This is a genomic window from Ferriphaselus sp. R-1, from assembly GCF_000746095.1.
In the GTDB taxonomy this organism is placed as follows: Bacteria; Pseudomonadota; Gammaproteobacteria; order Burkholderiales; family Gallionellaceae; genus Ferriphaselus.
This window is the reverse complement of the sequence record NZ_JQKP01000003.1, coordinates 37,959-62,550: the sequence shown is the minus strand read 5'-3', so window position 1 is coordinate 62,550 and position 24,592 is coordinate 37,959. Positions and strand designations below refer to the sequence as shown.

The window sequence follows — 24,592 nt, the reverse complement described above, 5'->3', positions numbered from 1 at the left end:
CTTTAGATTCCGAAAATTAGACTCAAAACTTGAACGAATGCACGATACAGCGGCGAGAGTATCCAGCTCAACACCGGCGTTACCGCCAGCACGATCAGAATCATCATGCCGTAAGGCTCGATCTTGGATAGCTGGTACGCCTGACGATACGGTAGCAGACTGACCGCGATGCGCCCGCCATCCAGCGGTGGCAGCGGCAGCAGGTTCAGAACCATCAGTACCGCGTTGATCTTGATGCCCATTTGTGCCATTTCCAGCATGGGTTCGGCGTAATAACTTCCCGGGAAAGCCCAGGCCACCTTGGCCACCAGCGCCCAGCCTAGCGCCATGACCAGATTGGAAGCCGGCCCGGCCAGCGCGACCCACAGCATGTCTTTCTTGGGGTGACGCAGGGCGGAGAAATTGACCGGCACCGGCTTGGCCCAACCGAACAGGATGCCGCCGACAGCCAGCGTCAACAACGGCAACAGGATGGTGCCGACCGGGTCGATGTGGCGGATGGGATTGAGACTGATGCGCCCGGCGGCGTAGGCGGTCATGTCGCCGAAATGGCGCGCCACGTAGCCATGCGCCGCCTCGTGCAACGTGATGGCGAACAGGACCGGGATGGCGGCGATGACGATAGTCTGGATGAGCTGATCCAAGATCACCCCTCGCTCGCAAAGGCCGAGGCGTCCCCTGCCCCGGCGCGCAGCACCTTGGGCGCAGCGCCAGTCAGATCCACCACCGTGGTCGGATTGATGCCAACGATGCCGCCTTCGATGAACAGATCAATCTGATATTCCAGAATCTCGCGGATCTCGTGTATGTCGGTCAGCGGATGATGTTCTTCCGGCAGGATCAGCGTGGAGCTCAGCAGCGGCTCATTCAACTCTTCCAGCAGCGCCAGTGCCACCGGATGGTCGGGGATGCGCACGCCGACCGTGCTGCGCTTGGGATGCTGCAAGCGGCGCGGCACTTCCTTGGTCGCCTCCAGAATGAAGGTGAAACTGCCCGGCGTGTTGTTCTTCATCAGGCGAAAGTGCGTGTTGCTGACCTTGGCGTACGTCGAAAGCTCGGACAGATCGCGACATACCAGCGTCAGCAGGTGTTTGTCGTCCATGCCCCGGATGCGGCGGATGCGGTTGACCGCGTCCTTGTCGTCCAGATGGCAGCCCAGCGCATAGCCGGAATCGGTGGGATAGACGATGACCGCGCCGTCGCGCAGCATCTCGGCGGCCTGGCGGACCAGGCGCAGATTGGGATTGTCGGGATGGATGGTAAAGAGATGGGACATCAGGCGACTTTCTGCAAAGGTTGGTTCTCCCACAACTGCCACACCGGACGGCAATCCAGCGGCAGATCGGGCAAGCGCCCGATGTCGAAATAGCTCTCGCCGGGGCCGTGGAAATCCGAGCCGCAGGAAGCGTACAGACCGAACTCGCTGGCATAGCGGGTGAATTCGGCATATTGCTCGGGCGTGTGGCTGCTGGTCACCACCTCCAGCGCATCGCCGCCCAGCGCAGCGAACTCGCCCAGCAAGGAGCGCATGGTGGGCTTGCCCATGCCGTGCCGCCCCGTCATGTAGCGACCGGGGTGCGCCAGCACCGCCACCCCGCCGCTGCCGCGTATCCAGCCGACGGCATCGGTCAGCGTAGCCCACTGGTGCGGCACATAGCCCGGCTTGCCCTTGACCAGAAAGCGCCGGAACACGTTCTTCACTTCCTTGGCATGACCCGCCTCGACCAGATACCGGGCGAAATGGGTGCGGCCTATCATGTTGGGGTTGGCAGCATAGCGCAGCGCGCCTTGCAACACGCCGCCGACACCGGCGCGCGCCAGCGACTCGGCCATCAGCTCGGCACGCGCCCGGCGACCGCCGCGCACTGCCGCCAATCCTGCCGCCAGCGGCGCATGTTCGGGATTCACGTTCAAGCCGACGACATGGACGGTGTGGGTTCGCCAGGTCACCGAGATCTCGCAACCGTTGATGAGGGTGATGCCGTGTTCCAGAGCGGAACGGCGCGCCTCCGCCAGCCCGTCGGTATCGTCGTGGTCAGTCAACGCCAGCACGCGCACACCGCGTCCCGCCGCCCGTGCCACCACTTCGGCGGGAGGCAGCAGTCCGTCAGACACATTGGAATGGCAGTGCAGGTCGTAATCGAGCATGGATCAGGCGTCGCCGCCGCCTTTCTTCATCACTTTGCCTTCTTCGGCGCGGCGTTTGCGCACTTCCTTGGGGTCGGCCAGCAAGGGGCGATAGATCTCGATGCGGTCCAGCTCGCGCAACTCCGTATCGGTCTTGGAGAGCTTGCCGAAGATGCCGAATTTGCCCTTGTCCAGATCGATCTCGGGATATTTCTCCAGAATGCCGGACTGCCGGACACCCTCGTCCAGCGTGGTGCCGGGCGGCACTTGCACCTTGAGCAGGGTCTGTTCGTGCGGCAGGGCGTAGACCACCTCGATCGTGAACTTGTTAGAGTCCGGCATAGACTTTCTCCGCGCGTTTAACGAACGCATCGACAAAACTGTTGGCAACATGGCTGAACACCGGCCCGACCAGCTTCTCCAGCAACTGGCTGGAGAACTCATAGTGCAAACGGAATTCGACCTTACAGGCGGCATCGGACAAAGGCACGAAGCGCCACACCCCGTCCAGATGCTGGAACGGCCCATCTTGCAGCGTCATGTCGATGGAATACGGCGCTACGCGGGCATTCTCGGTAGTGAAGCTCTGCTTAAGGCCGTGGTAATCGATCTGCACCGAAGCGTGCACCACATCGCCTTCCAGCGAGGTCACCGACGAACCGCCACACCAGGGCAGGAACTCGGGATAGCGCTCCACGCCATCCACCAGCACGAACATTTGCGCACAACTGTACGGCACCAACACCGATTTTTCGACCAACGCCATCGTAACTTCGACCGCCTTCACAAAACTGCGTAGAATTATACGGGTTTCCAGCCGCTAACCGAACACCAATCCGCCATGAGCATCATCCAGAACAAGAAAGCCTTCCACGACTATTTCATCGAAGACCGCCACGAAGCGGGCCTGATGCTGGAAGGCTGGGAAGTCAAATCCATCCGCGCCGGGCGCGTGCAGATCAAGGAAGCCTACGTCCTGGCCAAGGACGGCGCGCTATGGCTGTTCGGCTGCCACATCAGCCCCCTAGCCACCGCCTCCACCCACATCCACCCCGATGCCACCCGCACCCGCAAGCTGCTGCTGCACAAGAACGAGATCGAAAAACTCAGCGGGAAAGTACAGCGCGCAGGCTACACCCTGATGCCGCTGGACATGCACTACAAAGGCGGACGGGTGAAACTGGACATCGGCCTAGCCAAAGGCAAAAAGGAACATGATAAAAGAGACACCGAACGTGAACGTGATGCGAAGCGCGAAGTAGCGCAGGCCATGAAAAAGGAGCGAAAGTAAGCGGTGTCTCTTTTACGGCGGAGGCTAATATCGGCGCAGCCGATGTTAAGCTCGCAAAGCGAGCGGCCAAAGCCACAAGCGCGAAGTTGCCCAGGCTATGAAGAAGGAGCGCAAATAGTTGAGGCTGGTCGCACTTGCGGCGTAGGCTAACTTGCGCAGCAAGTTAAACCGCGCAGCGGTGGCCGTAGCCACAATGGAGACACCGAACGCGAACGGGATGCGAAGCGCGAAGTAGCGCAGGCCATGAAAAAGGAGCGAAAGTAAGCCGCCAGGCCCTCTGCGGCGGCACGATGGGCGCAAATGAAAAGGGCTTGCAAAGATGCAAGCCCTTTCGTATTGGTGCCGCTTGTCGGATTCGAACTGACGACCTACCGCTTACAAGGCGGTTGCTCTACCAACTGAGCTAAAGCGGCGGTTTTGCGCTTGGTGGGTCGGGCGAGATTCGAACTCGCGACCAACGGATTAAAAGTCCGCTGCTCTACCGACTGAGCTACCGACCCAAAAGCGAAGCGCGGATTCTACGGATTACCCATACGCACGTCAATCCGAAATTGGGCGTATCGAGCAAATTCTGCGGTGGGCATGGGGCATGTGAAAACGGCCCAATCTTGCGACCGGGCCGTTCTTGTTCTGCTACTGGATGAATCACTTGGCCGGGTAATCTACCCGTTCACGTAATTCTTTGCCTGCCTTGAAGTGCGGGACGTACTTGGCCGGTACTTGCACCTTGTCGCCCGACTTCGGGTTACGCCCTTGGCGGGGTGGACGATAGTTCAGCGCAAAGCTGCCAAAGCCGCGAATTTCGATGCGACCTCCGCTAGCCAAGGTGTCGCCCAGCGTATCAAGGATGACCTTGACCGCCAGTTCGGCATCCTTGGCCAGCAGTTGCGGATGACGCTCTGCTAGGTTGGCAATCAGTTCTGAACGAGTCATGTCACACCTCGATTATGCGTCGGCCTTGCTGGTGTCCAGCTTAGCCTTGAGCAGTGCGCCCAGGTTGGTCGTACCGGCGCTGCTTGGGTTCTCGGCAGAGAACTTCTGCATGGCGGCTGCTTCTTCGGCACGATCCAGCGCCTTGATGGACAGGTTGATACCACGACCCTTGCGATCCACGTTGATGATGACGGCCTTGATAGTGTCGCCTTCCTTCAGGTGGTTGCGGATGTCTTCAACGCGGTCAGCCGACACTTCGGAGGCCTTCAGGTAGGCTTCCACATCGCCGTCCAGACCGATCACTGCGCCCTTGGCATCCAGCGACTTGACGGTACCGTTGACGATCGCGCCCTTGTCATGGCCAGCCACAAAGCCGCTGAACGGATCACCATCGATCTGCTTGATGCCGAGGGAGATACGCTCACGCTCGACATCGATCGCCAGAACCACAGCTTCCAGTTCGTCGCCCTTCTTGTAGCCACGCACGGCTTCTTCGCCAGGCTGCGACCAGGACAGGTCGGACAGGTGAACCAGGCCGTCGATGCCGCCTTCCAGGCCGATGAACACGCCGAAGTCAGTGATGGACTTGACTTGACCGCGCACTTTGTCGCCCTTCTTGTGGTTGATCGCGAAATCATCCCAAGGATTGGACTGGCACTGCTTCATGCCCAGAGAGATGCGGCGACGCTGTTCGTCGATCTCCAGGATCATCACTTCCACTTCGTCGCCCAGAGCCACGACCTTGGACGGATGAACGTTCTTGTTGGTCCAATCCATCTCGGAAACGTGTACCAGACCTTCGATGCCTTGCTCGATCTCAACGAATGCACCGTAGTCGGTCAGGTTGGTCACCTTGCCGAACAGGCGGGTGCTGGCCGGATAGCGGCGAGCCAGACCGTTCCACGGATCGTCGCCCATCTGCTTGATACCCAGGGAGACGCGGTTCTTCTCTTGGTCGAACTTCAGGATCTTGGCTTCGACTTCGTCGCCAACGGTCAGAACTTCGGAAGGATGCTTCACGCGACGCCATGCCAGATCGGTGATGTGCAGCAGGCCGTCGATGCCGCCCAGATCAACGAACGCACCGTAGTCGGTAATGTTCTTGACCACGCCCTTGACGATGGCGCCTTCTTTCAGGTTCTCCATCAGAGCTTCGCGGTCAGCACCTTGGGTCGCTTCCAGCACGGCGCGGCGGGAAACCACCACGTTGTTGCGCTTGCGATCCAGCTTGATGACCTTGAATTCCATGGTCTTGTTTTCGTACGGGGTCGTGTCCTTGACCGGGCGGATGTCGACCAGCGAACCGGGCAGGAAGGCGCGGATGCCGTTGACCAGGGCGGTAAGACCACCCTTGACCTTGCCACTGACGTAGCCGGAAACGATCTGACCTTCTTCCATGGCCACTTCGAGTTCGTGCCAGGCGGCCAGGCGCTTGGCCTTTTCGCGGGACAAACGAGTTTCGCCGAAGCCATTCTCCAGCGACTCGATGGCGACGGTGACGAAATCACCGGCCTTGACTTCCAGGGTGCCCTGGTCGTCCAGGAATTCTTCGACGGGGATCAGGCTCTCAGACTTGAGGCCGGCATTCACCACGACGACGTTATGATCGACACGCACCACTTGGGCGGTGATCAGTTCGCCAGCACGCATTTCCTTGCGCGTCAGGCTTTCTTCAAACAGGGAGGCAAAACTTTCCATTTCGGATACGGCAGTAGTCATTTACAGATTTCCAAGCAAAACCCGGTGTGAGCGGGGGTTAGTTACACATCCTGCAACGAAGGGCTCGTTACAGGTCCTTAGGCCGATGCAAGTGAGATCAGCTTTCCTTACTCGCCGCACGGTAACGTGCCAGCACTTCCGCCACAGCCTGCTCGATGCTCAGGGGGGTGGTGTCCAGCAGGGTCGCGCCCGGCGCCATTTGCAAAGGTGCCACACTACGTTGGCTGTCCCGCTCATCGCGCAGACGTATCTCTTGCAAAAGGGCCGCGATATTAGCATCCATCCCTTTGCCTATCAACTGCTTATATCGTCTTTCGGCACGAGCCTCGGCACTGGCCGTCAAAAACACCTTGCAAACGGCATCTGTGAACACGACAGAGGCCATATCGCGCCCATCCGCGACCAGCCCAGGAGCTTGACGGAAGGCGCGCTGCTTATCCAATAAGGCCGCACGCACTGCTGGCAACGCGGCTACTTGGGAGGCGGCGGCGGCAGTCTGCTCCGAGCGCAGCTCATCGCCCACCAAGGCATCGTATAACCAGATCGACTCACCCTCGAAACGGATGTCCATCTGCAACGCAAGTTGAGCCAGCCCGCCCTCGTCGGCCAGATCGATCCCGCGTTGCTGCGCAGCGAGTCCGAGCAGGCGATACAAAGCTCCACTATCCAGAAAGTGAAAACCCAAAGTTGCCGCGACGCGCTGGGCTACCGTGCCCTTGCCGGAAGCGGATGGACCGTCGATCGCGATCACGGGAATGTCAGAATGTGCCATAAAAGACTATCTCAAGCTATTGAATGGTAACGCGAGCGAACTTGCGCTTGCCCGCCTGAACAACGACCGTGGCACCCGCCGTGATCTGCAGACTCTTGTCGCTGACTTTCTCGCCATCCAGCTTGACCCCGCCCTGCTCCACCAGGCGATTCGCTTCGGAGTTGCTGGACACCAGTCCGGCTTGCTTCAGCAGATGTGCGATGCCCAGGCTGCCATTTACGGACGGGAGCGCAACTTCCGGCATCTCGTCGGGAATCTCGCCACGGCTACGCGACTCGAAGGCGGTCAGAGCGTCCGCCGCCGCCTGACGGTGATGGAAGCGCTCAACGATCTCCTGCGCCAGCAACACCTTGATGTCGCGCGGGTTACGCCCACCTTCGACTTCGCTCTTCCAGCCGCGTATCTCGCTCATGGAGCGGAAGGACAACAGCTCCAGATAGCGCCACATCAGTTCGTCGGAGATCGACATCAACTTGCCGAACATCTCGTTCGGGGCCTCAGTCACGCCAACATAGTTACCCAGCGACTTGGACATCTTGTTGACACCGTCCAAACCCTCCAGCAGCGGCATGGTCAGCACACATTGGGCAGGCTGGCCGTAGTGCTTTTGCAACTCGCGCCCCATCAGCAAGTTGAACTTCTGATCGGTGCCGCCCAACTCGATGTCCGCCTTGAGCGCCACAGAGTCGTAACCTTGCACCAACGGGTACATGAACTCATGGATGGCGATGGGCTGGCCGCCCTTGTAGCGCTTGGAGAAGTCGTCACGCTCCAGCATGCGTGCCACGGTATGCGTGGACGCGAGGCGTATCAGATCGACTGCGCTGAACTGATCCATCCAGGTCGAGTTGAACACGATCTCGGTCTTGGCCGGATCAAGCACCTTGAACACCTGCTCGCGATAGCTTTGCGCATTGGCCAGCACTTGTTCGCGCGACAGCGGCGGGCGCGTGGCGTTCTTGCCGGTGGGGTCGCCGATCATGCCGGTGAAATCGCCGATCAGGAACAGGGCGTGATGCCCCAGATCTTGCAACTGGCGCATCTTGTTCAGCAAAACGGTGTGGCCCAGATGCAGATCGGGGGCGGTCGGATCGAAACCTGCCTTGATGCGCAATGGCCGTCCTTGCGCCAATTTCTGCTTGAGTTCATCTTCCAGCAGCAGTTCGTCACAGCCGCGCTTGATCAGTTCTATGGTTTCTTGTCGCATAGCGTTCAGTTCGTCATCATGTCCATTCGGCCATCCCGGAGCCGGGGCCTGCAAGCTCCCCGATTCCATAGCAGAATCAAGCCAGAAGCCGCAGATTACTGTTTGACCAAAGGGGATTTTCTGGTAAAGTCGCGCCTTGGTTCACCAAGACATCTCGACTGTTCGGTCGATCATGGTGAAACGGGGAGCGCGAATGGTAACTCAAAACATCCTGACTCAAGAACGCAAATCTAAGATTCGCTGGTTTGTTGCCGTCTCCACCCTGCCCCTGTTGGGCGTGGTCACCGCCTTTGGCGTGATGCCACAAAGCCTGACCCAGTTCGCTCCTGCCCAAGTCACCTCAGCCGAGATCGCCATCCCGTCCGCAGAGCCCACCTCGGCACCTGCTGCCACGTTCTGGCGTACTGAGAAAATGTCCCGTAGCGACACCGTGGATGACCTGCTGGCCAAACTCAACATCTCCGATCAGGCGGCAAGCACATTCCTGCGCAAGAGCGCACAGGCCGCCGATTTCCGCAAATATGCCCCAGGCAAGCAAGTCATGGCGGAAAGCACGCTGGACGGCGAGTTGATCGCCTTGAGATTCACCGGCAATGCGGGCGCCCAAGTGTCGATCACGCGTCACGACGAGAGCTTCATGGTGCAAACCCAGCCTGCACAGGTCGAGCAACGTGTCTTCCTGCGCACCGGGGTGGTCAAGTCCAGCCTGTTCGCTGCCACGGACGAGGCTGACCTGCCCGACGTGATCGCCAGTCAGCTGTCCGACATCTTCGGCGGCGACATCGACTTCCATCGCGATCTCGCCAAGGGTGACAAGTTCTCCGTCATCTATGACATGACCTACAGTAACGGCCAGCCGGTGCGTACCGGTCGTATCCTGGCTGCCGAATTCATCAATCAAGGCACGCCCTACCGTGCGGTCTATTTCAAGACCGACGCAACCCATGGCGACTATTACACCCCCGAAGGCAAGAGTGTACATAAGGCTTTCTTGCGCTCACCGCTGGAATTCTCCCGTGTTAGCTCCGGCTTCAGCTCGGCCCGCATGCATCCGGTACTGAACCGGGTACGCGCCCACAAGGGCGTGGATTATGCCGCCCCTACCGGCACCAAAGTGAAGAGCACTGCCGATGGCGTGGTCGCTTTTTCCGGCAAGATGAACGGGTTCGGTAACGTCGTCGAGATCGCCCACCAAGGGCGTTATCGCACGGTGTATGGGCACTTGTCGCGCTTCGCCTCCGGCATGCACAAGGGGCAAGCCGTCCATCAGGGCGACATCATCGGTTATGTCGGCATGACGGGGCTGGCCTCCGCCCCTCACCTGCACTACGAATTCAAGATCGATGGAGTGCAGCGCGATCCTTTGCGCGTCGCCATGCCTGATGCCAAACCGATCAGCGCTGGCCAGAAAGCAGCTTTTGAACAATCGAATCAGGCTCTTTACGCCCGCCTCGGCCTGATGCGCGACATCAACCTCGCCAAGCTGGACTAATTCGGCAAGGTGCCAGCTGCTGAGCTTTATGTTGGCATCATGTCCGGCACCAGTCTGGACGGAATCGACTGCGCACTGGTCGATCTGTCACAGGCAACTCCCCGGCTGATCGCCAGCCACTACCAACCCTACCCGCAATCATTGAAGGATGAGTTGCTGGAGTTGCATCACCCTTCCGGGAATGAATTGCATCAGGCACAGATCATCAGCCAGCGTTTGGCGCGAGACTACGCCGCCGCGACTTTGGCCTTGCTCGAAAAGGCCGGGGTCGCAGCGTGTAAGGTACGCGCCATCGGCTGCCACGGCCAGACCATCCGCCATCGCCCCGAGCATGGCTACACCCTCCAGCTCAATAACCCCTCACTGCTGGCAGAACTGACCGGTATCGACGTGATCGCGGATTTCCGTTCCCGCGACATCGCGGCAGGCGGCCAAGGCGCGCCACTGGTACCGGCATTCCATGACAGCATCCTGCGTCATCCCCGCATACATCGGGTCATCCTCAATATCGGCGGCATCAGCAATCTGACCGATCTGGCACCAGGCCAGCCAACGACCGGATTCGATTGCGGTCCCGGCAACCTGCTGATGGATGGCTGGATCGCCCGCCACCACGGTCAGGCGTATGACCGTGACGGCAGCTGGGCGGCCAGCGGCAACCTCATTCCTGCACTCCTGGCCAAACTGTTGGCGGAACCGTTCTTTTCCGCCCCCCCGCCCAAGAGCAGTGGGCGCGACCTGTTCAATCTATGCTGGCTAGATTCTCATCTGGAAGGTGACGAAGCTCCGGCAGATGTACAGGCGACGCTGCTTGCGTTAACCGGACAAAGCATCGCCGATGCCATCACTCATCACTGCGCCAGCACGAGCGAGATCTGGGTATGCGGCGGCGGGGCGCACAATGGCCGCCTGCTGAATTACCTGCATACTGCCCTGTCCCACTGTCATGTGGCCGCCACCGATACTCTGGGCATCGATGCCGACTGGATGGAGGCCATCGCCTTCGCCTGGCTGGCGCAGAGAACCTGCCATCATCAACCCGGCAATCTGCCCGAGGTCACAGGTGCGCAGCATCCTTGCATACTGGGTGCGATCCACCTGGCCTGAACCCAAAAGAAAACCCGCCTGAGCGGGTTTCTTCTTGCAGGTGATGCATGATCGGCATAGTTCAACGTTCGAGCGGCAATTCCATCTCGGTGTTATCACCGCGTCGGACCGACACTTTCTCGGTCGCCATCTTGTAACCTTCCAGCTTCACACTCACCGCATGCACGCCGGGATCGACTTCCACACGCAACGGCGACAAGCCAAAATACACGCCGTCGACGTAGACCTTGGCTCGCCCAGGCGAAGTATTGACCACCAACAGACCGGTCGTCGCAGTTGCACGCGGCGTGTAACTGGATGGCGGTGCAGTGACTGCCGCTGGGGCACCCTGATAGACCGGCGCAGGTGCCGCAGCAGCGGGAGCCGGTACGGAGAGCGTCGGTGCCACGTACACGGTCACGCCAGGCACGGGGCGAGTCCCCGGAGTCAGATTGAACAGCTCGGGACGGGCTGCCATCAGGCTGGAACTGATCGCATCGGTACCCTTGCCGGCCACTGTCCACAAACTGTTTCGCAGATACTCGGCCACATCCGCCCGGTTGTTACCGGCGACACCGGCAAAGCGGTCGTTCTTTTCTATCACCAGACCGGACCAAACAACCTTGCCGGAGGCCACTTCGCGCATGGTAAGCTCGATCCCGATCAGGATCTCATCCCGAATCTTGACGTTGAGCGTCATATCCTTGACCGATGCCGACAGCTCGAAGGTAGCATTGGCTGCGCGGTCTTCGAAAACCGTAAAACCAGCATCGTCAAGGCGATTGCGCATAGTCGCCGCGACCAGAGCGGTAACATCCTGAGAGATGGTGATATCGTTCGTAGTCAGACCTGCAACGTTGCCGCCACCCGTGCCTATCGTCCTCGTTCCGGCCCCGACCTTGCGGTCATCCGTGAATTTACCCAAACGTATGGTCGCGGCATACTTCGTCAAAGGAGCATTCGGGTTCGGACGATGCTTGGTCGACACCTCGATCACGTCTCCACGGTTGAACACCCCGACCATGCCCCCCATCGAGGGCATCTCGATGCTGGAGCAAGCGGCCAATGAGGCTACACAACACAGTGCAGCAATCCTGTTGATACTTATCATAACGTTACCTGTTGACTTCCCCGGTGTCGTCCCATCCGGAACGCACCAGAGATGCAGAGCTACTGTGGAATCAAGCAGAGGCGATGGCTTTCTCGATCTCGGCAAAGGTGCGAGCCACTTCGAAATAGCCTTGCAGGGTCAATCCGAGCTGACGCGCGATCTGGGTGGCAGAGAACAAGCCGCAGACTGTTTGGTGGCCGCTGGCATCGACATCCACCACCAGAGCGTGCTGACGACCGGCTGCCTTGAGCGTAGCGACGATATGTCCGACCTTGGCAGCCATGACATCTGCCAATTTGATGACTTCAAGATCACTTTCCGGTGTCATCACATCGCACACCTGGATGTCGGAGTGGGTGCCGCCGACTTCTTGCAAATGGCGCATCGGTTTTTCACCGAGGATGTCGTTGGCGGTGATCAGGCCTGCGACCTTCTCGTTGTCGTCCAAAACCAGCAGAGTACGCACACCGTAACGGATCATTTTCGCATTGGCCCGATCCATCGCGGTCTTGGCGCGTACAGTCACCACAGCGACGTTGCGCAAACTGGTCATCACATCGGTCGCATTGCTCTCCAGCGTGACACGCTCGGGCAAGACTTGCGTCGGACGTGCAAAGCTGGAGCCGCTCTTCAAGCGGGATGCGGGTAAAGCAGCATATTCTCTGTTCATGGTCATCCTTGGTTGTTCAGGGTTGTTGGGACTGCTTGGATTTCATTTCGGTGGTCTGACGGGCGGTGAATCTCACTGCCGGAAGATAGCGCACCAGTTCGTTCAGCGCCATACGATACACGTCACGTTTGAACTCGATCACACTATCCATCTCTATCCAGTAATCGTTCCAGCGCCAGGCATCGAACTCGGGATGGTCAGAGGCGCGCAGACTGACATCGCAATCCCGTCCTACCAACCGCAACAGAAACCAGATTTGTTTCTGCCCCTTGTAGCTGCCGCGCCACTCACGTTTTACCCAATGCTGCGGCACTTCGTAACGCATCCAGTCGCGTGTGCGACCCAGAATCTTGACATGGTCGGGATGCAGCCCCACTTCCTCGTGCAATTCGCGGTACATCGCCTGCTCCGGTGTCTCTCCGTGCTGGATGCCGCCTTGCGGGAATTGCCACGAATCCTGCCGTACCCGCTTACCCCAAAACACTTGATTCTTGGCGTTCGTCAGTATGATGCCGACATTCGGGCGATAACCATCACGGTCTATCATGCTCGCCCCGCTGTTAATTTAAGTTGGGCGGATTGTTCCACATTTCGGCCACGCTGAAAAGGCAAAAGCCCGCTCTTTCACGGTAAAATGCGCCTCCGAATATCCAACCCGAACAGAACCGCCATGCGCCTTTCCCAGTTTTTCATCTCCACCCTCAAGGAAGCTCCCAACGAAGCCGAGCTGCCCAGCCACAAGCTGATGCTGCGCGCCGGTTACATCAAGCGACTGGCCAGCGGCCTGTACACCTGGATGCCGCTGGGCCTGCGTGTGTTGCGCAAGGTGGAAGCCGTGGTGCGCGAAGAGATGAACAAGAGCGGCGGCATCGAGCTGCTGATGCCCGCCGTGCAGCCCGCCGAACTGTGGGAAGAGACCGGCCGCTGGGCGGTGTTCGGCCCGCAGATGCTGAAGATCAAGGACCGGCACGACAACCCGTTCTGCTTCGGCCCCACCCACGAAGAAGTCATCACCGACGTCGCCCGCCGCGAGATTCGCAGCTACCGCCAGTTGCCGGTGAATTTCTACCAGATCCAGACCAAGTTCCGCGACGAAGTCCGCCCGCGTTTCGGCGTGATGCGCGCCCGCGAGTTCGTGATGAAGGACAGCTATTCCTTCCACGCCGATTTCACGAGCCTGGAACAGACTTACCGCGTGATGTACGAAACCTACTCCCGCGTCTTCACCCGCCTCGGCCTGCAATTCCGCGCCGTCGCTGCCGACACCGGCGCGATCGGCGGTTCCGGTTCGCACGAATTCCACGTGCTAGCCGATTCCGGTGAAGACGCGCTGGCCTTCTGCCCCACTTCCGAATACGCCGCCAACGTGGAACTGGCCGAAGCCGTCGCACCGAAAACGCCGCGCGCCGCCGCCACGCAGGAACTACAAAAGGTCATCACCCCCGGCCAGAAGAGCATCGAGGAAGTGGCCGCGTTCTTCAACACCACGGCGGACAAGGTGTTGAAGGCCATCGCCGTGATGGATGCCGAAAACCAGTTCGCCCTGCTGCTGCTGCGCGGCGACCACCAGTTGAACGAGATCAAGGCCGCCAAGGTGTTGGGCGGCGAGTTCCGTTTCGCCAGCGACGACGAGATCCAGCGCCACATTGGCTGCCGCGCCGGTTACATCGGCCCGGTCAAGGCCGCTGTGCGCGTGCTGGCCGACCGCTCCGCCGCTGCCATGAGCGATTTCATCTGCGGTGCGAACGAAGACGGCTTCCACTACGCGGGGGCCAACTTTGGCCGCGACATCGCGCTGGACGAAGCCAACGTCCACGACCTGCGCAACGTCGTTTCCGGTGACGCCTCGCCGGACGGCATGGGCCATCTGGAGCTGTGTCGCGGCATCGAAGTCGGCCACATCTTCCAGTTGCGCACCAAGTATTCCGAGGCGCTCAGCGCCACTTTCCTCGACGAGAACGGCAAGTCGCAAGTGATGGAGATGGGCTGCTACGGCATCGGCGTGTCGCGCATCGTGGGCGCGGCCATCGAGCAGAATTTCGACGAGCGCGGCATCACCCTGCCGGCGCAGATGGCTCCGTTCCAACTGGCGATCTGCCCCATCGGCTGGAAGAAGAGCGAAGCCGTGCGCGCCGCCGCCGAAGCGCTTTACGCCGAGCTGAGCGCCGCCGGTTATGACGTGTTGCTGGACGACCGCGACGAGCGCCCCGGCGTGATGTTCGCCGACATGGAGTTGATCGGCGTGCCGCATCGCATCACTCTGGGCGACCGTGGCTTGAAGGACGGCAAGGTGGAATACCAGGGCCGCCGCGACAGCGAAAAGCAAGAAGTGGCGCTGGCCGATGTCGCTGCACTGGTCCGGCAGGTGCTGGCGGCTTGACCCTGCCTGCGCGCTGCCGCCTCGGCCTGCTGCTTATCGGCCTGACGCTCGCCCCAGCCGCCTGGGCAGGTGCGCAAGTCGAAGAGCAGCTTTCCGCCAGCGTGCAAGCCATGATGCAGCACAGCATCAGCGATCGCGCGCCGGCCAAACCGGCCTTTGGCTCAGATCAGGAAGCCGAACGCTGGCTGGCTGCACTGTCACCCCGCCTCACCCGCCAACTGCCCGACGAACATCAGCGGCGCGATTTCCTCACCACCGTGCACTACGAAGCCAGCCGCGCCGGGCTGGATCCGCAACTGGTATTAGGCCTGATCGAAGTGGAAAGCGGTTTTCGCAAGTACGCCGTGTCCAGCGCGGGCGCGCGTGGCTACATGCAGGTGATGCCGTTCTGGACGAAGCAGATCGGCGCGCCGGAACACAATCTGTTCCACCTGCGCACCAACCTGCGCTACGGCTGCACCATCCTGCGCCACTATCTGGATCGGGAGAACGGTGACCTGTTCCGCGCACTGGGTCGCTACAACGGCAGTCTGGGGCAGGCGGAGTACCCGAATATGGTCAAGGGAGCCTGGCAGCACTGGATGCTGCGCTAGCTCGCCAGCTCGCTCAGACGCAGCCTGTGGGCTTGGGCATGCCGCCGTACTTGGTGATCGGCTTCATCGGCCCGGTCATCCATAGCTCGAACACATCCTTCTGATCCTCATCGAGATATTTCGCGAACTTGCGGATGGGCGGGACCAAGGCGAACTCTTCGTAGTATTCACGAGCCTTGATGATCTGCTCCCACTTCTTGTCGTTCAGCTCGTAGCCGTCCGCTTCGGCCATGGCGCGACCTATCTCCGGTGTCCAGTCGCTCATGTCGACCAGATAACCGTCACCATCACGATTGGGAATGTTCATGACTGCTTTTCCTGATATGTTGTTAGAGCCTCGATTCAATCTTACCCTAGCATTATAGTCAACTACCCATAAGGGTGAGACAATCGCGCGTGCCGTGACCCAATCCGTCCGGCCCTGCACAACGAACCAGAACGGAGATCGACATGCCGCAGCAACCCTTGACCCAGTCCGCCCTCGATCAACTCTTCCTCCAGGCACGTACCCACAACACCTGGCAGGACATCCCCGTGCCGGATGCACTGTTGCACAGGCTGTACGAGCTCTTCCGTATGGGGCCGACGGCGGCCAACTCCTGTCCGGCCCGCATCGTTTTCGTGCGCTCCCTCGAGGCCAAGGAAAAGCTCGCTCCGGCACTGGCAGCGGGCAACCTGGCCAAGACGATGGCTGCTCCGGTCACCGCCATCGTGGCGTACGACCTGCACTTCTACGAAAAACTGGACCAGCTGTTCCCCAATGCGCCGGGTGCGCGCAGCTGGTTCGACTATGACGAACAGGTCGCCTTTACCAACGCCTTTCGCGGCGGTACCTTGCAGGGAGCGTACCTGATGATCGCCGCACGGGCGCTGGGACTGGACTGCGGCCCGATGGGCGGGTTCGACAATGCCAAGGTGGATGAATTGTTCTTTGCCGGGACCAGCATCAGATCAAACTTCCTGTGCAACCTGGGTTATGGCGACAGCACGGGAGTCTATCCGCGCAATCCCAGGCTGGAATTCGACCAGGCCTGCAGCATCGCCTGAACGGCCCCGCATGGCCAACGTCTAGTTGGCCTTGCCTGATTTTGAACGGATATACCCCTCGACATCCTCCCGGCTGAGGATGCCGGGCTGATAGCTGATCTGCTTGCCCTGAGGGTCGTAGAGATAGCTGGTAGGCAGCACTTCGACCGCGCCGACCTGTTTGGCCAGCTTGTAGTCGCCGACCACGATGGGGTAGTTCACGGCATGCTTGCCCACGAACTCTTTGACGGAGTCGCGAGTAGAGTCGAGCGACACGCCGATCACCACCAGGTCCTTGTCCTTGTGCGCCCGATGCAGCGCCATCAGATCAGGCACTTCACGCAGGCAGGGCGGACACCAGGTAGCCCAGAAGTTCACCAGCACCCAGCGCCCGCGAAAGTCGGACAGTTTGACCTGCTTGCCTTGCAGGTCAGTGAACTCAAACCCCTGGGCGGATACACTGCCGACCAGCAGCAGGATCGCCAACAGCCAAGCCGGACGAGCCATCAGTGTCCGTCGCCTGCGTCGTCACCGTGGCCGGCCTTGGGATGGTCGCCAGCATGGGACAGGTACAGCGCCACCGCTACCAGCGCGATCGCTCCGCCGAGATACAACAAGTCCAGCGGTGTCTCCAGCTTCATATTGAGCGCCTCCTCGAACAGGGTGACGATCATGATCATCAGGATCACCTTGGCCAGGCGCGACTTGAGGTCGTCCAGACTGTGGATCACCAGGATCTTGCTCGAAGATTTACTGCCTTCGGCATGGTCGATGTCGCTGATGAACAGTTCGTACAGACCCAAAGAGAAGATCAGCATGACGGTACCCAGCAGGAAGCCGTCCACCACCTCGACGATGTGCGACACGGACGAGTCATGCAGCGCCTTGCGCGCCTCGGCGGTCAGCTCGTTCGAACCGTAGTGCAGAATGTGTTGCAGCAAGATGGAAACATCCACCGAAACCATGTAGAAAATGGCCAGGCTGGCCAGCAGACTGCCTATCACGGCTATCAGGATCACAAAACGGCTGTTCCACAGCGCGCCTTCAAACAGGGTCTCAATCAGTTTCATAAGGTCACTCCATTCGGGATAAAGCGGGCGGCATTAAAGCGTAAAGCCGGTGCTGTGGCAAGATTTATCGGGGAGGCTACAATGGATGCCATTTCCAAAGGGACGGAGGGGATATGTTCGAATCTGCCGAGCTGGGCCACAGGATAGACAAAGCGACGTACGAGGCTGAAGTCCCCAAACTCCGCGAGGCCTTGCTGGATGCCCAGTTCGAGCTTGCCCAACATGCCGCATTCCCGGTCATCATCCTCATCGGCGGCGTGGATGGGGCTGGCCGCAGCGAGATCGTCAACGTATTGAACGAGTGGATGGACCCTCGCCATATCCAGACCCATGGCATGGGCGAGCCCTCCATCGAAGAGCTGGAGCGGCCCATGATGTGGCGTTTCTGGCTTGCCCTGCCGCCGAAAGGCAAGATCGGCCTCTTCCTCGGCTCCTGGTACACATGGCCGATACTCGATTGCGTCCATGGCCGGACCAAGGAGGCCGACCTGGTCCGCAGCCTGGAACGTGCCCATCGGCTGGAACAGATGCTCAGCGCCGAAGGTGCACTGATCATCAAATTCTGGCTGCATCTTTCGCGCGCGAAACAGAAACAGCGCTTCAAACTGCTGGAAAGCGACCCCAAGACCCGCTGGCGGGTCACCGAGCGCGACTGGGCGCATCACAAACTGTACGACCGGTTCCACGCGGCGCATGAGGCGGTCATACGCCATACCAGTACGGCTGAGGTTCCCTGGATCATCGTCGAGGGAGCCGATGCGAACTACCGCGATCTCACCATCGGCAAGGTCATTCTGGAAGCCTTGAACAAACGGCTGAATCGCCCGGCCGAAGAGCGTCCGTCACCACTACCCTCCCCGTTCCTGCCCGCCATCGACAATCTGCACCTGCTGCGTTCGCTCGATCTCGATCTGGCGCTGGATAAAAAGAGGTTCAAGTCTGAACTGGAAAAGTACCAAGGCAAGCTCGCCCTGCTCACCCGCGATCCGGGATTCAACGACATCACGGTCATCGTGGTGTTCGAGGGTAACGATGCCGCCGGCAAGGGGGGCAGCATCCGTCGCATCACGGCGGCTCTGGATGCGCGCCTATACTCGGTCATCCCCATCGCAGCCCCCACCGAGGATGAGCGCGCCCAGCCCTATCAATGGCGATTCTGGCGCCACATACCGCGTCGCGGGCGGCTCGCCATCTTTGATCGCTCCTGGTATGGGCGTGTGCTCGTGGAGCGGATAGAGGGCTATTGCTCAAGCCATGACTGGATGCGCGCCTACCACGAGATCAACGATTTCGAGTCGCAACTGGCCCGCCATCGCACCGTGATCGTCAAATTCTGGCTGGCTATCAGCAAGGAAGAGCAGCTACGCCGCTTCAAGGAACGCGAGCAGATAGGCTTCAAGCGCTTCAAGATCACCGAGGAAGACTGGCGTAACCGCAACCGCTGGGACGATTACGAACGCGCCGTGTGCGACATGGTCGACCGGACCAGCACGGGCCACGCTCCGTGGACGCTGGTGGAAGCCAACGACAAGAGCTACGCCCGCATCAAGATCCTGAAGACACTGTGTCAACGCATCGAGGATGCCATCAAACGCCCATGATGCGCTGATGGCTAGGCCTCGCGCCTGACCTTGTGCCAACTGGCGTAGAGTGCCGGGACGAACAGCACGGTCAGCAGCGTGGCGACCAACAGCCCACCCATGATGGCGTAGGCCATCGGCCCCCACAGCACGCTGCGGGTGAGCGGGATCATCGCCAGGATCGCTGCCGCCGAGGTCAACATGATCGGGCGGAAACGGCGCACGGTGGCATCGCACACCGCATCCCAGGGAGTCATGCCCTCCACCTTGTTCTGCCGGATCTGGTCGATCAGGATCACCGTGTTGCGCATAATCATGCCGCCCAGCGCGATGGTACCCAGCATGGCAACGAAGCCGAACGGCTTGTGGAACACCAGCAGCGCCAGCGCCACACCGATGATGCCCAGCGGCGCAGTAATCAGCACCATCACCGTGCGCGACAGTGATTTCAACTGGATCATCAACACACCGAGGATCACGGCCAGCATCAACGGCATCCCGGCGTTGATCGAATCCTGTGCACCGGAGTTCTCACCCAACTCGCCGCCTGCCTCGATGCGATAGCCCGGTGGCAGCGTGGCACGCAGCGCGTCGATCTTGTGATCCAGATCCATGGCCACGTCGGTGGCTTGCACCCCCTGAACGATGTCGGCGCGCACACTGAGCGAGATGTCGCGGTTCTTGCGCCAGATGATGGATTCCTCCAGGACGTAAGAGAGCCGGGCGACCTGGGCCAGCGGCACGCTACCGCCATGCGCACTCGGTACCTGCAAGGCACTCACCTGTTCCAACTGCTCACGCTCACTGGCGGGAGTGCGCAGCACGATGTCGATCAACTGATCGGCCTCGCGGAACTGGCCCACAGGCAGACCCTCGGTGGCATTGCGCAAGGTGCGAGCGATGTCCTGCGAAGTCACCCCAGCCACGCGCGCCCTGTCCTGATCGACATCCACCCGCAACATCGGGATCTGCAACCCCATGCCGGGATGAACATCGCGCAGCCTGTCATCGGTACGCATCAGCTCGGCCACCTGGTCGCCCAGCCGTTTCAGGGTGGGCAGATCATCACCCAGCACGCGAAACTCGACGGGATAGGTCACCGGCGGCCCGAGTGGAACCCGTTGCACGCGGGCGCGGACACCGGGGAAGTCGTCATTGAAGGCCCGCTGCAACTTGGCCAACACCCGCTCGCGCGCTTCCATGTCGCGCGTCAGCACCACAAGTTGGGCGAAGTTCTGGCGGTACATCTGCTGATCCAGCGAAAGGAAGAAGCGCGGCGAACCATAACCGGCATAGGTCACATAACTGACGACATCCTCCTGGTCTGCCGCCAGCAGTGCCTCGACCCGGGCAGCCTCGCGCTCGGTGGCCCGGATGTTGGAGCCTTCCGGCAACCAGACTTCCGCCAACAGTTCGACACGGTTGGATGAGGGGAAGAACTGTTTCTCGGTGAACTTCATGCCGATCACGCCCAGCGCAAACAGCCCCAGTGTCGCCAGCATCACCCGTTTGCGGTGGTCCAGACACCACTCAATCGCCCCGCGCAGGCGGCGGTAGAACCGCGTATCAAAGACCTCGTCGCCGTGCCCGACATGCGCCTTGAGCAACCAATGCCCTGCCAGCGGCGTCACGAAGATCGCCGCCACCCAGGATACAATCAGGGCGATGGTCACCACCGCGAACATGGCGAAGGTGTATTCGCCGGTAGATGATTGCGCCGTGCCTATGGGCAGAAAGCCCGCCGCCGTCACCAGCGTACCGGACAGCATGGGGAACACGGTCGCAGAGTAGGCGAAGGTGGCCGCGCGAGTCTTGTCGTAGCCCTCCTGCAGTTTGCGCACCATCATTTCGACCACGATCATGGCATCGTCCACCAGCAGCCCGAGTGCGATGATGAGCGCGCCGGTCGAGATGCGGTGCAGGTCGATATGGAAGATGCGCATCAGCAGAAAGGTCGCCGCCACCACCAGCGGGATGGTCACCGCCACCACCAGACCGGCACGCAAACCCAGACTGATGAAGCTGACCACCAGCACGATGGCGACCGCTTCCAGGAACGAATTCATGAATTCGCCTACGGCCCCTTCCACCACAGCGGGCTGGTCGGAAACGCGGGCGAACTCGACCCCCACCGGCAACTCGGCACGGAACGCGGCCATTTCCCGGTGCAGGTCCTTCCCCAGCCGCAACACATCGCCGCTCGGTTTCATCGAGATCGCCAGACCGATGGCCGGTTTGCCCGCGTAATGCATGGTGATCTCGGGTGGGTCCTGATAGCCTCGGGTAACCTCGGCGATATCGGCCAAACGCAGGGTATGCCCCTTGACGCGCAAGGGCATGGCGCGCAACTCGTCCAGGCTCTGGAACTCGCCGCGTACCCGCAGCGGGACCGAATAGTCGCCCGCTTGCAGCCGCCCGGCATCCTGCACGATGTTCTGCTGTTGCAAGACCTGAGCAATGGCCAGCGGGGCGATGCCCAATGTCGCCAGTTTCTGGTTGGAAAGGGTGATGTTGATCTGTTCGGGCTGCACGCCGACCAGCGACACCTTGGCCACGTCCGGCAGGTCGACCAGGCGCTGCTGGATCTTCTCGACATGACGGCGCAACTCGGCCAGTGAGAATCCATCGCCGGTAAAGGCGTAGATGGAACCGAACACATCGCCGAACTCGTCGTTGAAACCCGGCCCCTGCACTTCCGGCGGCAGGGTATGACGGATGTCATCGACCTTCTTGCGCACCTGATACCACAGCTCGGGCACCTGATCCTTGGGCGTGTTGTCCTGCAACTCCAGGATGATGATGGACTCGCCGCTGCGCGAGTAGCTGTAGGCCTCCAGATAATACGGGACTTCCTGCAACTTCTTGACGATGCGCTGCGTGACCTGTTCATCCACCTGCTGAGTGGTCGCGCCCGGCCACATCGTGCGGACGACCATGCCCCGGAAGGTAAAGTCAGGGTCTTCGCGCTGACCGAGCTGAAAATAGGCCATCAACCCGGCGATACCGATCAGGGCGATGAAGAACCAGGACAGTTCGCGCTGACCGAGCGCCAGCGCAGTAAGATTGCCGCGCTGACTCATGGCAGCAGCCGCACGGTTTGACCTTCACGTAGCAAGCTGGCCCCCGCGATCACGACCACATCGCCCGCCGCCAGACCACTGGCGACACGAACCTCGTTGCCGTCAAAGGCGGAAACGGTGACCGCCGCCGCATGCACGGTTTGCGACTTGTCGACCTTCCAGACCTGAGGATGGCTGTCGCGGCTCAACACGGCGGCCAAGGGCAAGCGGAACACACTCCCGGCAGTGTCCGGCATGCTCACGCTCGCGCTCATGCCCAGATGCAATGCGTCATCGGCCTCAGGCAGGCTGATGCGTGCGCTGTAAGTGCGGGTAGCGGGATCAGCCGCTGCAGCCAGCTCGCGCAAGTTGCCCTGATAGGATTTCCCCGGCAAGGCCCCCAGCTGCACCTGGAACTTCGTAGCCCGGTCTATTCTGGGCATGGCATCTTCCGGCAGATAGATCTGGATCTCACGCGCCTTGCCCTGCGCCTGCCTGAACACCGCCTGTCCGACCGCGACCACCTGTCCGGGATTGCAATCAGCGGCGGTCAATACGCCGTCCTGCTCGGCGTTGAGCGTGGTGTAGGCCAACTGCCTCGACTGGATCTCATGGCCGGAGCGGAACGCCTTCAGGCGCTCTTTTGCAGCATCGGCGACCAGTTGTTTTTGTTCCAATTGTGCTGCTGAAATAAAGCCTTGCTCGTGTAACTTGCGGTAACGCGACAAGTCGGATTCGGCGAATTCGAGATTGCTGCGGGCCTCGCTCTCAGCGGCGGCACCGGATTGCGCCCCCAACTGATAGTCAGCCGCCTCCAGTCTGGCCAGCAGCTGTCCACGCTGCACGCTATCGCCCAGATGGGCGCGGCATTCCACCACCTTCCCGCCCACGCGGAACGCCAGCGGGCTTTCGTGTACCGCGCGCACCTCGCCCGGCAATGTCAACTTTGCAGCAGCTGGCTGCAAGCCCATCACCAGCGTCTTCACCGGCCGCACCGGCTCGGGTGGCGGAGCGGCCTTGTTGCACGCCGCCAATAGGGGCACTAGCCACAGGAAGATGGATTTATGCATGGTTGTCGTCCTTGTCGTAGGCACCCTGCCACAGCGCGTACAGCGCCGCATGCAGTTCGGAGGGGTAATCGGGCAGCAGCATGGCGGATATCTCAGGGCTGCCGCACATCGGCTTCTCCCTGCCGATCAGCTGCCACAGCCCCAGGATCAGGGCGAACGAGCGCATCAGCAGGCGAACGCCGCTCAACTCGTCGGGCAATGGGAAATGGCGGTATAGCAGACTGCCAGCCAGCCGCAGGCGCTCGGCCAGGCGCTGCTCGAAGGCGTCTACCGCCTCTGGATGGGCCTTTTTGTGCAGCACCCCTCCAATCAGGGCGGCCAACGGCAACACGACCTGAGGCTGGATCAAATGGAGGGTCGCCAGCTCGAACACGCCGGCGAAAGTCACCGGGGCATCGGCCTGGGCGTATTCCACCAAGGCATCGAAGAACATGGCGATGTGGCGCTCGTGGGCTGCCAGCAACAGATCTTCCTTACGTCTGAAATACAGGTAGACCGCCCCCTTGGCGATGCCGGCACGCGCCGCGACCTCGGCCACGCTGGGGATACGGTCGGGATTCTCCAGCAACAAAGCCACAGCCGCGTCCAGTAGCTGGGTGGTACGCAACTGCCTTTCTTCCGGACTGATCGAGGGGCGAGCCATAATTGACTTTCGGTCACAAAACGACCGCATCATATCCTGACCGCAAGTCAGGAATCAAGCTCACTGCTGTTGGTCAGGAATAAGCCAATTTTTCCATGCCCAGCGCTTGCAGCACCCTCAGGGCCGCGTAGGCATCGTTGGCGGCATAGAGCTGTTGCTGCGCGGTGAGTTCACGTTGCGCCCAGTTCGAAGTGGTGACCTTGCGCGACTTGGCAAAACGCTGCCGGAACATGAGCGCCACGGCTGCACGCACGCCCATCTCGCGGTGGTAACCGTCATGGCTGAACACATGGTTCAGATCGACCACGCCCCCCATGTCCACACCGAATCGGGCACGGACATGCGAGCCATCAGACCTCAGGCCGAATCCGGCCTTGATGAGCTGTTGCGAGCGCAACAGCTCAATCAGATACGGCAGCCCCTCCGCGCGATGCGGCTGGAACAGGTAGGCCTTGTCGTGCAAGGCGAACTGCACCAGATGCGGCCCGTCGCTGACCTCGCCACTGACGAAGGTCGGTTTTGACTCGGTATCGAAGCCGACCACACCCGCTGCCATGATCTCGGCAGCAGCCGCAGCGAACTCCTCGCGACAGCTCGGAATATGGATGTGCTGCAGCGGCAGTCCCACGAACGGCGGCATCGCTGCGATCTCATCCTTGGTCGGTGCAACCTTCCTGATTTTGGGAGCAGTCATGGCAATCATTCCGGACGAATAATCGGCGCAGTGTAATCAATAATCGGGACCAGGGGCCGCCTATTCACC

25 protein-coding genes, 2 tRNA genes and 1 pseudogene are annotated in these 24,592 nt (G+C 60.5%); 7 read left to right on the top strand and 21 right to left on the bottom strand.

The window, feature by feature from the left end; genetic code table 11:
- Positions 1–2: 2 nt before the first annotated feature.
- The 5 genes from DM08_RS04725 to DM08_RS04705 are packed head-to-tail and all read right to left on the bottom strand — an operon-like array spanning position 3 to position 2,893.
- A complete protein-coding gene (locus DM08_RS04725; RefSeq protein ID WP_035383641.1) occupies positions 3–644 on the bottom strand; it encodes a site-2 protease family protein in 642 nt (213 codons plus the stop codon).
- A gap of 2 nt (positions 645–646) precedes the next feature.
- Complete coding sequence (locus DM08_RS04720) at positions 647–1,276, bottom strand: L-threonylcarbamoyladenylate synthase (protein WP_035383492.1); 630 nt, start codon at positions 1,274–1,276, stop codon at positions 647–649.
- Positions 1,276–2,148 (bottom strand): 3',5'-nucleoside bisphosphate phosphatase, encoded by an 873-nt coding sequence (locus DM08_RS04715; RefSeq protein ID WP_035383491.1) that lies wholly within the window; start codon positions 2,146–2,148, stop codon positions 1,276–1,278. The genes DM08_RS04720 and DM08_RS04715 overlap by 1 nt, the downstream gene beginning before the upstream one ends.
- A gap of 3 nt (positions 2,149–2,151) precedes the next feature.
- A complete protein-coding gene (locus tag DM08_RS04710) occupies positions 2,152–2,469 on the bottom strand; it encodes an RnfH family protein (protein WP_035383490.1) in 318 nt (105 codons plus the stop codon).
- A complete protein-coding gene (locus DM08_RS04705) occupies positions 2,456–2,893 on the bottom strand; it encodes a type II toxin-antitoxin system RatA family toxin (RefSeq protein WP_035383640.1) in 438 nt (145 codons plus the stop codon). The genes DM08_RS04710 and DM08_RS04705 overlap by 14 nt, the downstream gene beginning before the upstream one ends.
- A gap of 72 nt (positions 2,894–2,965) precedes the next feature.
- On the opposite strand from DM08_RS04705, the pseudogene smpB reads away from it, so the two are divergent.
- A pseudogene (gene smpB / locus DM08_RS04700) lies at positions 2,966–3,418 on the top strand (SsrA-binding protein SmpB); the annotation flags it as partial.
- Between the two features lie 337 nt (positions 3,419–3,755).
- Here smpB and DM08_RS04695 read toward each other — a convergent pair.
- The 6 genes from DM08_RS04695 to tyrS all read right to left on the bottom strand — a co-directional run bounded on the left by DM08_RS04695 (position 3,756) and on the right by tyrS (position 8,049).
- Positions 3,756–3,831 (bottom strand) — tRNA-Thr (locus DM08_RS04695).
- Positions 3,832–3,842: 11 nt separating this feature from the next.
- Positions 3,843–3,918: transfer RNA gene (locus DM08_RS04690), tRNA-Lys, on the bottom strand.
- A gap of 145 nt (positions 3,919–4,063) precedes the next feature.
- Positions 4,064–4,351 carry an integration host factor subunit beta gene (locus DM08_RS04685; protein WP_035383488.1) on the bottom strand — a complete coding sequence of 96 codons (288 nt, stop codon included), beginning with the start codon at positions 4,349–4,351 and terminating at the stop codon, positions 4,064–4,066.
- A gap of 12 nt (positions 4,352–4,363) precedes the next feature.
- Complete coding sequence (gene rpsA / locus DM08_RS04680) at positions 4,364–6,070, bottom strand: 30S ribosomal protein S1 (protein ID WP_035383487.1); 1,707 nt, start codon at positions 6,068–6,070, stop codon at positions 4,364–4,366.
- A gap of 97 nt (positions 6,071–6,167) precedes the next feature.
- Positions 6,168–6,842 carry a (d)CMP kinase gene (gene cmk, locus DM08_RS04675; RefSeq protein WP_035383486.1) on the bottom strand — a complete coding sequence of 225 codons (675 nt, stop codon included), beginning with the start codon at positions 6,840–6,842 and terminating at the stop codon, positions 6,168–6,170.
- A gap of 16 nt (positions 6,843–6,858) precedes the next feature.
- Positions 6,859–8,049, bottom strand: a complete 1,191-nt coding sequence (gene tyrS / locus DM08_RS04670; protein ID WP_035383639.1) for a tyrosine--tRNA ligase — start codon at positions 8,047–8,049, stop codon at positions 6,859–6,861.
- A gap of 193 nt (positions 8,050–8,242) precedes the next feature.
- Between tyrS and DM08_RS04665 the strand changes: the two genes are divergently transcribed.
- Together DM08_RS04665 and DM08_RS04660 are read left to right on the top strand one after the other, a co-directional pair.
- A complete protein-coding gene (locus DM08_RS04665; RefSeq protein WP_035383485.1) occupies positions 8,243–9,541 on the top strand; it encodes a M23 family metallopeptidase in 1,299 nt (432 codons plus the stop codon).
- 9 nt (positions 9,542–9,550) lie between these two features.
- A complete protein-coding gene (locus DM08_RS04660) occupies positions 9,551–10,648 on the top strand; it encodes an anhydro-N-acetylmuramic acid kinase (protein ID WP_088177596.1) in 1,098 nt (365 codons plus the stop codon).
- Positions 10,649–10,709: 61 nt separating this feature from the next.
- On the opposite strand, the gene DM08_RS04655 is transcribed toward DM08_RS04660, so the two are convergent.
- The 3 genes from DM08_RS04655 to DM08_RS04645 all read right to left on the bottom strand — a co-directional run bounded on the left by DM08_RS04655 (position 10,710) and on the right by DM08_RS04645 (position 12,955).
- The gene (locus tag DM08_RS04655) at positions 10,710–11,669 is read right to left on the bottom strand and encodes a PEGA domain-containing protein (RefSeq protein ID WP_161780262.1); all 960 of its coding nucleotides are present in this window, start codon (positions 11,667–11,669) and stop codon (positions 10,710–10,712) included.
- A 139-nt stretch (positions 11,670–11,808) separates the two neighbouring features.
- Positions 11,809–12,408, bottom strand: a complete 600-nt coding sequence (locus DM08_RS04650; RefSeq protein ID WP_035383638.1) for a CBS domain-containing protein — start codon at positions 12,406–12,408, stop codon at positions 11,809–11,811.
- A 16-nt stretch (positions 12,409–12,424) separates the two neighbouring features.
- A complete protein-coding gene (locus DM08_RS04645) occupies positions 12,425–12,955 on the bottom strand; it encodes an RNA pyrophosphohydrolase (RefSeq protein ID WP_035383482.1) in 531 nt (176 codons plus the stop codon).
- Between the two features lie 123 nt (positions 12,956–13,078).
- Between DM08_RS04645 and DM08_RS04640 the strand changes: the two genes are divergently transcribed.
- Both DM08_RS04640 and DM08_RS04635 read left to right on the top strand, forming a co-directional pair.
- A complete protein-coding gene (locus DM08_RS04640; RefSeq protein WP_035383481.1) occupies positions 13,079–14,788 on the top strand; it encodes a proline--tRNA ligase in 1,710 nt (569 codons plus the stop codon).
- A gap of 2 nt (positions 14,789–14,790) precedes the next feature.
- Positions 14,791–15,381 carry a lytic transglycosylase domain-containing protein gene (locus DM08_RS04635; RefSeq protein ID WP_051937809.1) on the top strand — a complete coding sequence of 197 codons (591 nt, stop codon included), beginning with the start codon at positions 14,791–14,793 and terminating at the stop codon, positions 15,379–15,381.
- Positions 15,382–15,394: 13 nt separating this feature from the next.
- On the opposite strand, the gene DM08_RS04630 is transcribed toward DM08_RS04635, so the two are convergent.
- Complete coding sequence (locus tag DM08_RS04630; protein ID WP_035383480.1) at positions 15,395–15,688, bottom strand: TusE/DsrC/DsvC family sulfur relay protein; 294 nt, start codon at positions 15,686–15,688, stop codon at positions 15,395–15,397.
- A 143-nt stretch (positions 15,689–15,831) separates the two neighbouring features.
- On the opposite strand from DM08_RS04630, the gene DM08_RS04625 reads away from it, so the two are divergent.
- Positions 15,832–16,428 carry a malonic semialdehyde reductase gene (locus DM08_RS04625; RefSeq protein ID WP_035383479.1) on the top strand — a complete coding sequence of 199 codons (597 nt, stop codon included), beginning with the start codon at positions 15,832–15,834 and terminating at the stop codon, positions 16,426–16,428.
- Positions 16,429–16,449: 21 nt separating this feature from the next.
- Here DM08_RS04625 and DM08_RS04620 read toward each other — a convergent pair whose 3' ends face one another.
- Both DM08_RS04620 and DM08_RS04615 read right to left on the bottom strand, forming a co-directional pair.
- Positions 16,450–16,914 carry a TlpA family protein disulfide reductase gene (locus DM08_RS04620; RefSeq protein ID WP_035383478.1) on the bottom strand — a complete coding sequence of 155 codons (465 nt, stop codon included), beginning with the start codon at positions 16,912–16,914 and terminating at the stop codon, positions 16,450–16,452.
- Positions 16,914–17,477, bottom strand: coding sequence for a YqhA family protein (locus tag DM08_RS04615; RefSeq protein ID WP_035383477.1), 564 nt, complete (start codon positions 17,475–17,477; stop codon positions 16,914–16,916). The genes DM08_RS04620 and DM08_RS04615 overlap by 1 nt, the downstream gene beginning before the upstream one ends.
- 113 nt (positions 17,478–17,590) lie before the next feature.
- Here DM08_RS04615 and pap point away from each other — a divergent pair, with 113 nt between their 5' ends.
- Complete coding sequence (pap, locus tag DM08_RS04610; protein ID WP_035383476.1) at positions 17,591–19,078, top strand: polyphosphate:AMP phosphotransferase; 1,488 nt, start codon at positions 17,591–17,593, stop codon at positions 19,076–19,078.
- 11 nt (positions 19,079–19,089) lie between these two features.
- Here the strand turns inward: pap and DM08_RS04605 are convergent, their stop codons facing one another.
- The 4 genes from DM08_RS04605 to DM08_RS04590 all read right to left on the bottom strand — a co-directional run bounded on the left by DM08_RS04605 (position 19,090) and on the right by DM08_RS04590 (position 24,523).
- The gene (locus DM08_RS04605) at positions 19,090–22,137 is read right to left on the bottom strand and encodes an efflux RND transporter permease subunit (RefSeq protein WP_035383475.1); all 3,048 of its coding nucleotides are present in this window, start codon (positions 22,135–22,137) and stop codon (positions 19,090–19,092) included.
- Positions 22,134–23,186, bottom strand: a complete 1,053-nt coding sequence (locus tag DM08_RS04600; RefSeq protein WP_035383474.1) for an efflux RND transporter periplasmic adaptor subunit — start codon at positions 23,184–23,186, stop codon at positions 22,134–22,136. Before DM08_RS04600 ends, DM08_RS04605 begins: the two co-directional genes overlap by 4 nt.
- Entirely contained in the window at positions 23,179–23,829 is a 651-nt protein-coding gene (locus tag DM08_RS12195) for a TetR/AcrR family transcriptional regulator (protein ID WP_051937797.1), read from the bottom strand. The genes DM08_RS04600 and DM08_RS12195 overlap by 8 nt, the downstream gene beginning before the upstream one ends.
- Positions 23,830–23,902: 73 nt before the next feature.
- The gene (locus DM08_RS04590; protein WP_035383635.1) at positions 23,903–24,523 is read right to left on the bottom strand and encodes a 3'-5' exonuclease; all 621 of its coding nucleotides are present in this window, start codon (positions 24,521–24,523) and stop codon (positions 23,903–23,905) included.
- Positions 24,524–24,592 lie beyond the last annotated feature (69 nt).